Origin of the sequence: Rhodovulum visakhapatnamense (assembly GCF_004365965.1) — a bacterium.
Classification (GTDB): domain Bacteria; phylum Pseudomonadota; class Alphaproteobacteria; order Rhodobacterales; family Rhodobacteraceae; genus Rhodovulum; species Rhodovulum visakhapatnamense.
In genome coordinates this window covers 1-10,242 of sequence record NZ_SOEB01000046.1, presented here as the reverse complement: position 1 = coordinate 10,242, position 10,242 = coordinate 1, and the positions used below count along the sequence as shown (strand labels likewise).

At 57.3% G+C, this 10,242-nt stretch carries 10 protein-coding genes; 2 read left to right on the top strand and 8 right to left on the bottom strand.

The features are described 5' to 3' along the window. Nucleotides 1-209 precede the first annotated feature (209 nt). From EV657_RS20495 to EV657_RS20460, 8 genes are all read right to left on the bottom strand, one after another. Nucleotides 210-1,928 carry an ATP-dependent nuclease gene (locus tag EV657_RS20495; protein WP_134079668.1) on the bottom strand — a complete coding sequence of 573 codons (1,719 nt, stop codon included), beginning with the start codon at nucleotides 1,926-1,928 and terminating at the stop codon, nucleotides 210-212. Nucleotides 1,929-2,088: 160 nt separating this feature from the next. Further along, on the bottom strand, nucleotides 2,089-3,093 hold the full coding sequence (locus EV657_RS20490) for a hypothetical protein (RefSeq protein ID WP_134079666.1): 1,005 nt from the start codon (nucleotides 3,091-3,093) through the stop codon (nucleotides 2,089-2,091). A gap of 24 nt (nucleotides 3,094-3,117) precedes the next feature. Further along, complete coding sequence (locus tag EV657_RS20485; protein WP_134079664.1) at nucleotides 3,118-4,242, bottom strand: nucleotidyltransferase-like protein; 1,125 nt, start codon at nucleotides 4,240-4,242, stop codon at nucleotides 3,118-3,120. Continuing rightward, nucleotides 4,232-4,666, bottom strand: a complete 435-nt coding sequence (locus EV657_RS22840) for a Cap15 family cyclic dinucleotide receptor domain-containing protein (RefSeq protein ID WP_425057275.1) — start codon at nucleotides 4,664-4,666, stop codon at nucleotides 4,232-4,234. Before EV657_RS22840 ends, EV657_RS20485 begins: the two co-directional genes overlap by 11 nt. Before the next feature lie 715 nt (nucleotides 4,667-5,381). Further along, nucleotides 5,382-5,792 (bottom strand): hypothetical protein, encoded by a 411-nt coding sequence (locus EV657_RS20475; RefSeq protein ID WP_134079661.1) that lies wholly within the window; start codon nucleotides 5,790-5,792, stop codon nucleotides 5,382-5,384. Between the two features lie 25 nt (nucleotides 5,793-5,817). Beyond that, nucleotides 5,818-6,216: a hypothetical protein gene (locus EV657_RS20470; protein ID WP_134079660.1), complete on the bottom strand. Its 399-nt coding sequence runs from the start codon at nucleotides 6,214-6,216 to the stop codon at nucleotides 5,818-5,820. Nucleotides 6,217-6,230: 14 nt separating this feature from the next. After that, nucleotides 6,231-7,595: an AAA family ATPase gene (locus EV657_RS20465; RefSeq protein ID WP_134079658.1), complete on the bottom strand. Its 1,365-nt coding sequence runs from the start codon at nucleotides 7,593-7,595 to the stop codon at nucleotides 6,231-6,233. A gap of 130 nt (nucleotides 7,596-7,725) precedes the next feature. Then, nucleotides 7,726-8,013 (bottom strand): hypothetical protein, encoded by a 288-nt coding sequence (locus EV657_RS20460; protein WP_134079656.1) that lies wholly within the window; start codon nucleotides 8,011-8,013, stop codon nucleotides 7,726-7,728. Between the two features lie 226 nt (nucleotides 8,014-8,239). Here EV657_RS20460 and EV657_RS20455 point away from each other — a divergent pair, with 226 nt between their 5' ends. Both EV657_RS20455 and EV657_RS20450 read left to right on the top strand, forming a co-directional pair. After that, on the top strand, nucleotides 8,240-8,686 hold the full coding sequence (locus EV657_RS20455) for a helix-turn-helix domain-containing protein (protein ID WP_134079655.1): 447 nt from the start codon (nucleotides 8,240-8,242) through the stop codon (nucleotides 8,684-8,686). Further along, a complete protein-coding gene (locus EV657_RS20450; RefSeq protein ID WP_134079653.1) occupies nucleotides 8,670-9,761 on the top strand; it encodes a tyrosine-type recombinase/integrase in 1,092 nt (363 codons plus the stop codon). The genes EV657_RS20455 and EV657_RS20450 overlap by 17 nt, the downstream gene beginning before the upstream one ends. Nucleotides 9,762-10,242: the final 481 nt, after the last annotated feature.

Genomic DNA, 10,242 nt, shown 5'->3' with positions numbered 1-10,242 from the left:
CGTCGGTCAGCCAGTAAAGATTGCTCATCGATCAGGTCTCCTTGCGGAGCCTGAATCACGCCAAACAACTGAATTCAATGGGTCCTGAGCCTAGGACAAGTACGGGTTTTGTTTCGGAATGTCGGCGCAGGGCCGAGACGATCAGCTCGGTCTTTCCGCAACCTGCCGGTGCCTCTACCGCACCCTTAGCGACCTGAAGAAGGTCGAAGTCATCTGGCATTCAAGCACCATCTTCGAATGGAGTTGATCGACTTCCGAAACTCCGGGTCCAAGTTCGCGGCCCTCGGAGCGATGACATCTCGGGCGACGCGCTCCATGGTCGAGATGTTCTTAAACCAACCCTTACCAGAGGCTTCCCCGAGCGCGTGACGAGAGGCATGACTAAGTTCGTTTGCTTTAACTTCGGCCCGGACGGTGGCCAAGGTAACCTTGTTTCCGGAGACGGTCTTGAGCTGATCGTTGATCGACTGTTCCCCTCGCTCTTCCAATGCGATGTCCAAGAGCGGGCCCACGGCTTCTGGTGGAATGGAGTCGAAAATTTCCACCTCAATCTTTTTGCCATCCCGCCAAGTAAAGACGCACCCGCCGTCCAGCTGGAAGTCGCACTCCTTCACTTCAGATGGGCGCTTGTCATCGTCCCGGAAAAGAGCGGATCGGTAGCCGAGGGTGCAGAAGGCCTGCGCTCGACTGAGCATCTGATCGCCACCGCCTCCCCCATCGACAAGGCATGCCCCAGCCGAGTGCAGCGTGGGCTTTCCTTGGTCATCGCACCACTGGTCGATCCCACGAACAAACCCGACCTCTGTAGCACCTTCGCAGACCAAGATAGATTTGGCGAGAAATGCCTCTGGGAAGAGGCGTGCCGTTCCCTGCAGCTCAAGATGATCCCTAGCTCTTTTCAGTTCTGGGCCATGATTGCCCTGCCGCGCGATTGTCAGAGGTATCAGGCCGAGTTCCCGAACAACCACCGGCGAATGACTGGTCATAAATACCTGGAGGGAAGGCTCGGGATCCTTCGCGCCGAGCGCATTCAGAAACTGGATGATCCGGTGTGGCTCGAGCCCGTGTTCCACCTCATCGACCAACACGATCGCCGATCCCGCAGCGGCCTCCTTCTGCAAACCGGCTATCAGGAGGCGAGTCGATCCGACACCCATTCCCTTCAAGGGGATGCCGTCCGCATTGTGTAGAGAGATCGTTCCGGCCGACACGGATACCGAATGCGCGTCCAGTTCAGCATGGAGGTCGTTCCCGTCTCCAATCCCCAACCCGTCAGCGACTTTCTTGACCTTTGCCAGCCCTTCCAACAGCTGCTCGTCCGCAGTGTCACCGAATTGTGCCCGGGCGTCCCGCGCCGCTGCGAGAAGGACTGCAGATGCGTCGGCTTTCTCACTGGATAGCTTGTTCAAGACGGACCCACGCCGCCATGAAAGGTTCACGTCCGAATACGAGCCAATCCGTGTCGGGGCGATGTCCTGCCGATCGGACCAAGCGAGGTAACGCTCGCTCCCGAGTACTGCCGCTCGCTCGGAAACCAGTGTCCAGACCGGCTCAAGATCCGCGTCCACCGTCAACCTGAGGCACAAAACCGTTTCGAGACCTGCCTGCGGCTCGTCCTCTACTTCTCCGCTTGCGTCGTCGAAGCCGCGTAGAAAGAGGCCGTAGGTATCGAGCGCCTTCAACTGGTCGGACAATGCGCCAAGCGTAATGGTTATCTCGATCGGAGCATCGACGGCGAGATCGGTGAAGTCCGCGTCGGTGAACTGGATCGTGCGCCTCGCCCCCATGCAGAGATCAATGGCGTCGAGGATGGTCGACTTGCCGCTGTCGCCGGGGCCCACCAAACAGTTGATCCCGGCAGTAGGAAGCCAGGAAAGGGATCTGATACTCCTGAAATTGAGGATATCGAGTTTTCGAATTTGGGCCATGCTATCCGCGCAAGTTATGTCATTATTTTTTGCCCTCCACCTAACGGAAAGCACTATGCTCTTTAAACTGCATTGATGCTATTGCATCCATCGCTTAATAGCGGCGAGCGCGCCGACACTTTTTAGGCTTTCCGGATTTCCGTTTCGAAATCTATCGAAGTCATCCGCTTTTTGCTTCTACCCGCTGCCTCAGCTCGTCACCTAATTCCTCGACCAAGTCTGCAAATTTTTGCGCCGATCGCTCTCGAACAATTAGGCGTTGCCCTACGGCGTAGGTCTTGTCGCCGCTTCGATCAATGTAGTCCTGATCTACGATTCCCTGCTGATGCGCGAGAAGATGGCGCTGCTGGAAGTAAATCTTGAGTTGGTCAAGTTTGGCCTGGCCGATCAAATCGACATAGGCATGTCCGATCTCCGCCTTCCACAAGTCTGAACCCGCATCGAGCTTCTGGAAGGCATTGCGGCGGGCCGTCTTGCCGCTCTGACGTTTATACAGCTGCTCGTTCAGCCTCTGGAACGACATTACCGTGTCCTGGATCGCCTTTTCCAAAAGCGTGCGGATCATCACCTCGGCCTCATCTGGGCCGAGCGTGTTCCGTAGGATTTCGCCAAGTCCCGCAGCGGTGCGGATCGTGTTCAGGGTTTGCGTGAAGGTATGGCTTGCAGAGTTCTCCCCACAGCTCGGACAGAAGTACGCAGCGCCAACGTAGGAGTAGCGGCAACCACAGCTCTCGCAGGAGGTACGTAGCCGCATGGGCTCCGCTGCCGCTACTGGCACAAGGACAGTGTCCCTGCCGCCCTTCACATCAAGGGTAATGCTCAGGAAGGAATTGCGGTTCTGGCGACGCTTGGACGCCGCAGCATCCGCCCTCATAGCCTTGTTCATGGAATTGGCGATGGTGCCGAGGGCGTAGTCCCGCGCGGCCTCGAGCTGGGCTCTGGGGTACCACGACTTTTTAGGGGCGACATGCCCGCAGGATGGACAAAATACTTCCTCATCGCGAACGATGTTCGACCAGTCGTCACCGTGGACCTTGAAGAGGAAAAGGCACGGTTCAGATGGGCATTCCTTGTCGAGATACCCTTCGGAATCGGGCTCGATCGGGACGGATATCTCCTTCATCCGCCCAAGCTTTTCGAGTTCCTGCTGTAGATTTTTGAACATGGTCTACGCTTTCGATGATGCTGTTCAGAACCGAATGCCCCCGCTGGTAAACTCCGGTGCCAGGGGGATAGAGTTATCGTTCAATCGCTTGCGGAGCATATCACGATCTGGGAGCGAGACGTCATAGGGACTCGCTAGCTCCCTTTCGACAGCCTGAGCCAGACTGGTCAATTCACCGGACAGCTTCACAAGACCCTCCCATTTCCCTGCGTCATCCAAAATTCGCCGCGTTCCATCCGGCGTCATGAGTGACGTCGCCCGAACATAATCACGAGACAACTCATCAAACCAACGCTCGACGCCTGACAGGATCATCAGGTCTCTTGCGACCAAATGCGTGATGTAGTGGTCGGGGCAATGGTAGATCAGGCTGCCGATGTCGTAGCTGCTGAGTGCAATTTCGGCCTCTGCATCGTTCTTAACGTTTTTGGCCAAACGGATACCCATACGGGCCCCCTCATTGGTTCGGCGGGCTTTCGCGGTGATCTCGGCAATATAGATGAACGGATAGTTGGTGATGTGCTCGCGCGTGTACTTGTTCACGATCTCGATGCCGCGCTGTGCTTCTTCAAGCGTCCGCTGATAGTGTTCCGTGTCCCACCAGTTCGCTGGAACCACATCGACTTTTCGCCGAAACGCACCATCCGAAAGCTGAATGGATTTTGCTGGCGTCTTGTCGACAGTCGCTCCCCAGAAGCGGCGCTCCAAGACTTCTTCTGATTTTGCTCTGAGAAGCAGGACGTCCTCAGCCACCGAACCGACGCCCGAATACGGGAGATAAGACTTTAAGCTGCCTTCACAGTATTGCCGACGAAGGCAGACACCTTCGATGACGAGCAGGTCCACATCACTGACCCCACGGATATGGACATTCAGGGGGACCGAACCCTGAAGCCGAAAGGCGGGATACAGCCCTTCTGAGGAAAGGCCGTCTTTCATGTTCCGCTCAACCTTCTCCGCTTCTTCGTGCGAAATCTGGGTAGATCGCGGGTCAACCTCCTGCATCGCACCGAGGGCATATTTCGTCGCCTTGCTTGTCGCGCGTTTCTCGTAAGCCTCGCCAAAACCTTGGGAGTTAAGAACGATGTTCTGATCGTCCATCCGTCGCGAACGCATACGCGCGAGTCGTTCATCAAAATTACGCGGCATCGGGCACGCTCCTCTTTAAAGACATGGTTCCATGCGTGAAGCGGCCGCCACCGTTGAAATAACAGCCCTCCGCTGTCTGAAGGTCAGGTTCGAATAGGAGTTCGCAGTGGCCTATATGGGCCTGAAGCTCCGGCTCTCCCGGTTTCGGCTGGTTTCTGTAACTGTAGATGAGCCTGTACCGTCGACCTTCCGGGACCAGAGCTGCCGAGATACTGTGCGATCCGCTCTGTGCCGTACGGAGGCACACGAAAATCTTCTCATATTTCTGGGTAATCTCGACCTGACCGGACCATTGCCATTTCGGCTGATGGTCTTGGTCGTAGGAAACGCCATCAAGCGACCACGTCCCGGAAACATCCGGAATACCAACAGCGGAGCGAACTCCCCTCCAGCGCCATCCAAACCTGTCGAATACGAAGAACATCATTCCGAAGACCGCGGCCCCTGTCACCGGCCAGAAGATGATCTCTGGCAAACTCAGGTATCCGGCATCACGCGCTACGGTCATGAGAAGGCCCGCGCCAACAGCTATGGCACCGGCAATCGTTCCCGCGAAGAAGGCTATGTACATACCGATCTTGGATCGGCTGTGACCAACGACTGAGTATTCGTGCTCGGACAAGACGCGCCTTTCGGATTTGGCTCATCTTGAGATTCGAGCCTCTTAGGTCACCATATACAGCAGTATTCAGCTCAATTTTCAACGAATAGGATGAATATATTCACTTTTTGTTCTTTTGCGGGAGGTCCGCCGCCGCCGCCCGCGCCTAACGGCGCTCCAGCGGAGGATGTTTTTGGTAAGATGAAGTCAGATCCGATGATCTGGCTCCGTCGCATCCGCGACCTGCTCCAGGATCATGGACGGCACAACATCGATCCCACGAGCAAGAATTGTTAGTTGCACGACGTCGATCCGGGTTCGGCGGAAACCTCCCCGCCGATCGGTCGGTTTTCGTCATGCACTACCCAATCCCCCCGTCTTCGCTCTGCCGATCAACGACGTGACTACCGTCGACATTCCGGATGCGGGCGTGAGCCTCACCATCTCCGGACGCTTCCCGACGTCCGGCTCGGTCACCGGTGAGGGGCCCTTTGTCTCACAGAGCACACATTATCCGGGATAATGTAAGCTGTGTGCATCATCCGTCGCTCGCGATTTCGAAAATCACTTCGCCAAACGGCGTCATGAAGATGCTCAAGATCGCCGCCGTGATGATCGAGAGTGCCGCCTCGACGGAGAAGCCTCCGGCGAGCATGTAGAGCACGGCCATGATCGCCACCGGGATAGCGTAAATCGCCGCTGACATGTGGAGCAGGAAGGTCACGCCGATAAGAACCTCGGTAATGCCCCAAGTCCGATCGGTCGTCGAAGCATGCGTGAAGGCGTGCGCGGCGGTTGCCAGAACGGCCGACATCAAAGCGATCAGACCCCAGGCAACAGGGCCCAGCCCGGTGTGCAGGAAGTCGCTCCAGACGGTGACAGACGAGATGATGCCGACTCCGGACATCAAGATGAGTCCGACATGTGCGAGCATAAAGAGGTAGGTCATGGTGCTGTCCTCTCTGTCCACGGCGTCATTCAAAGAGCCCGAATCCGCCCGTCCATCCCGCGAGCAGAACGAGGATGGCGAGCGGGCCGCAGAACAACTCGAAGCTCAGCATCTCAAGCGTTGCGCCGCCGACCATCGTGCCGAGAGCGAACATGATGAGTACGGGCACGAAGTATACGCCGACGCCTCCGATCAGACATGCGAGCGGGAAGATACCCGGAATCAACGCGATGCTGTCAGCAATGCAATGAAAGCGGTAGAGCATGGCGACGCTCGTGACGCATGCGAGCAGCATCAGGATTGCCCACCCGGAATGGCCGATCGGTCCGCTATGCATTGCAGACCAGCTAGTATACGCCCCGATCGCGCAGAAAAGTCCGGCCCAACCGACTGCGATGTAAGCGATTTTAATGAGAAAATTCATAACTTTTCCTTTCGTTAGTGCAGTACGGGGCGGCGCGAGATCGCCGCGAATTCGTCTTTCAGTCGACCGAGGGCCCTGAGGCTCATTTCCCCGGACTCGATCCGGAGGCAGACTTCCTCGACTACGTGCGCATCAGCCCCGACCGGGCCAAGCTGAGCAGCCACGACTTGCCGGAGCCCCTCGCCTCGCGGGGCCTCAACCCGGAAGATCTTCACTCTGTCTTTGATCGGATCTGGAACCCTGCGGAGATCGTTGGCGGTCCCGATCCAGGAAATCCACGAGAGGTCGATGGTCCCCTGCAAGAACGGGCACACGAAGTCTCGAGCCATGTCGGGCTGCAAGAGCGGCAGGAGAGCTTCAACGGGATCGCCGCCGCTTGTCGCCCCCGACTTGTCGATCTCATCGAGCACGATCAGCGGGTTGGCATGATCGCTGGCACCGAGAGTCCGGACGGGGATTCCAGGAGCCGAGGAGCGCCAAACATATTCGGTCCCGGAAATATCGAACGCCGAGCTCCGGGCAGACATGTCGATCCGAGCCGTTTTGAGGCCGACAATATCGCCGAGCAACCTGGCGATGTGCGTCTTTCCGCAGCCCGGAGGGCCCACCAACAGCATCGGTGGGAAGCCGACTTTCTTCCGCTCATCATCAAGATTTAGCAGCTGGTGCTCCCAAAGCCACTGAATAGGCTCCGCCAACCAAGGTGCGGCTACGTAGAGCTCCGAGAAAACCTCGTCGATCTCGTGCCGATCAGTCCAGCCCAGGACACGGTATTGGATCGCCAGACGTTTACGGATTGCGTCACGTCCGCGCTCATCCCGCTCCATAGTTGCGGTACGAGGAGGCGCTTTGTAGATCGTGATCTTGTCGGCGTCTTCGTCCTTTGCCTCGTCAGTCTTCCCGGACTTTTCAGTGGCGGCCCAGATGTCTTCCAGCAGAGCCTTCTCGCCGCGCGCCGCGAGATGAGCGTTGCGAGTTTCGAGGTAGGTACGCTCGGCGAAATCGTCGAGCCGCCGATCTCTGAGGTCACCGATGATCCAGCTGAGGGACTGTCCGAATAGCCGTTCCCGGAGCTTGAGGAACTTGTACACGCTGCGAGTGCCGGTCGGCATCTTAGCGTGCAGCCAGGCCCAGCTGTCGATCACATCGAGCATCGCCCGGTTCTCGATATCCTGGAGCTCGGCCGCAACGGCGCGGGCCAGTCGAGGCGACCGCCAGACCTGGTATTTTTCCCGCACTTGCTGTTCGCGCGACAGGACCCGCGACGGAACGACATCCTTCAGTTCGTCATCCGGGATGCCATACTTCGCCCGGAAGATCGCAAACGCGATGCTCCGGGCATGCTGACAGAACGGCGAGATCGGACGCTTCCTGGACATGATAACACTCCCTCTTCCCGGAAGTTTTTATTGGTAGGAGTCCCGGGTAACGATCCCGGCCGGACACGCTTATCTGGCGCCGCGGGGGTATAAGTCCCGCCTGCACACCTGTGCTGACTCCCGAGATTGATTAGATGACGATGACGGATTTATGTCTGATGTCAGACATGCGCCGATCTACTTCGGGGATGTCCGGGAAAACGCTGACCATCAGCCCTGCATCGAACAATCCGACATCGATGATCACCGCGCCGCAGTCCGGGTTCTGGCGGACATACGCATCAAGCCAGACGCACGCTTCCTTCAGAGACGGCACATGAACATCTGCGATCACGATGCCCGGCTCAAAGTACTGCAAAGGCTGAAAGATATGCTCATACTCAAGCGCGAGAGCGAGCGCCAGGGGCGACCAAGACATGGGATTTGACCTTCTGTTATCCGCACAAAATCAAGCTGGAGGCGTGCGGCTTCTCAACATGCATGACGATGACCCGAAGTCCGGATCAGTCGGTCATATGCGTATGATGAGTGCATTGGTCATGGGCTTACGCTACCCGGAGCTTCCCACGCCAGTCAACCCGGAAAATGCACGTTGACTCACTGAATCGAACAATCATACAAATATCGAACATAAGGAGGCGCACATGACTGACGCAAATGAAGAGAGCTTTAACCCGGAGGATTACGACGGGCCCGAGATGAACGACCAGGCGCTGTCCGACTTGCTTGTTCCTGAGCTTTTCCGGAAAGCCCTTGATCGAGCCGGAATTAATCAGTCCGAACTTGCGCGGCGATCCGGCCTGACCCGGGAAGCGATCAGCAGGTATGCGACCGGGCGGACCCCGATCCCTGATGCCAAGCTCATCGTGATCGCGCAGGCGCTAGAGACGCAGCCTTCCCGGATCGTACCGAAGAGGCGGAACCTGGATGGCATCCCGCCGCGCGGTCCCGATGACCCGGAGTTCATAATACGCCCAGGCTCAACGCCCGGACTCGTTCGGCTGGAGATTGCCGCAGAAATAGAGCTTGAGACAGCGACAAAGATCGTCGCGATGATGACCAAGAAGAAACCACATGACGAAGACGACTGAAGATAGAGCACCATATCTTGTATGGCCGAAGGGCAAGGCAAGCTGGCAAATCCGGGACAAACGGCGGTACATCTCGACCGGCGCAACCCGGAAGCCGGACGCAGATGCGGCGCTGTTCGAATACATGAAGCGGCGCGACGAGGACGCAAAGAAAGCGGCCGCCGGCTCGATGGCGTCTACCACTCTCCGGAATATTCTAGACATCTGGGCCGACAAGCGGAAGCGTGAGAATCCGGGGACGTGGGAGCGAAAGTGGCAGTATATCTACAAGACGATCTACGGAAAATCCGGGAAGATGCTCCTTCACGCCATCGATCAAAAATGGGCGTACTGGTATGAGCAGGAGCGCTACGAAGATGGCGTTGAAGAGTCGACTGTCAGGCAGGAGCTGTCGACGGTGCTTTCTGCGTGGCGCCTTGCCCGGAACTCAAATCCGCCTCTGACTGACCTTCCAGTTCCGGAACTTGACTTGCCGCCATCTTCTGATCCGCGCGAGCATTTTATCTCTAGGGCGGACGCGGGCCGACTGATCGCGGCTGCTAACAAGGACTATCTCCGCCTCTTTATCCGCCTGTGTCTTGCGACCGGTGGGCGGCACACCGCAATCCTGCAGCTAACCTGGAGCCGCGTTGATCTGGAATCCGGAACGATCGATCTGCGAAACAGATCGGATCGAGAAACAGTCGTCGAACGCAACGAGCGTGGGCGCCGGAAACGTGCTGTTCGCCAGAAACCGCGGGCGCAGGTCCGGGTTGAAGGGCTGATCCTTGAGGAACTCCGGGAAGCGCAAGATCGGGCCGCGTCGCCATTCGTCATTGAACATTCCGGGAAAGGGCTTGGATCTGTGCATCGCGGCTTCAAAGCGGCAGTCATCCGCGCGAGTCTTGATCCGGACACCGTGACGCCGCATGTGCTCCGACACAGCGCAATCACATGGCTCATGCAAGACGGCGAGGAAATCTACAAAGTCGCCGGGTTTGCTGGGCACTCCTCGGCCCGGATGATTGAAAAGGTCTACGGGCATCATCACCCGGACTTTCAGACATCTATCGCCAAGCGCCTGGCACAGCGCTGATCCCGGAACCCTCCCTTGCGGAGGGTTTTCTTTTGCTGGCATGTTGCGAGGGAGCAGCCCGGTAACCGCGCGGTAACATTCGGTCGGATTTCATCTCTACAGAAGCGAAATATGGGCTCCTGTTGGCTTCGTTCGCGTAGATCTCCCAAGCGCATATTTCAGCGCAAAAATGGAACTTACGCTTGAAAAACAATTGCCTAAGGGGAGCATTGGGCAAATTTCATCTCGTACAAACGTGGCCGAGTGGTCGAAGGCACTCCCCTGCTAAGGGAGTAGGCCCGAAAGGGTCTCGTGGGTTCGAATCCCATCGTCTCCGCCAAAAAAATCAAATAAAAGCAAAAAGATACAGCGGAGACAGCGCTGTTGATCTAGGCTCTTGTTTTTCCCTAGGCTCCAGACTCATTAATCCTCAAAGCCAGAAGATGACGGTTGCGGCGAGGGCGATAGCGGAAAGGAAGGTCTTCGCGCATCTGTCGTAGCG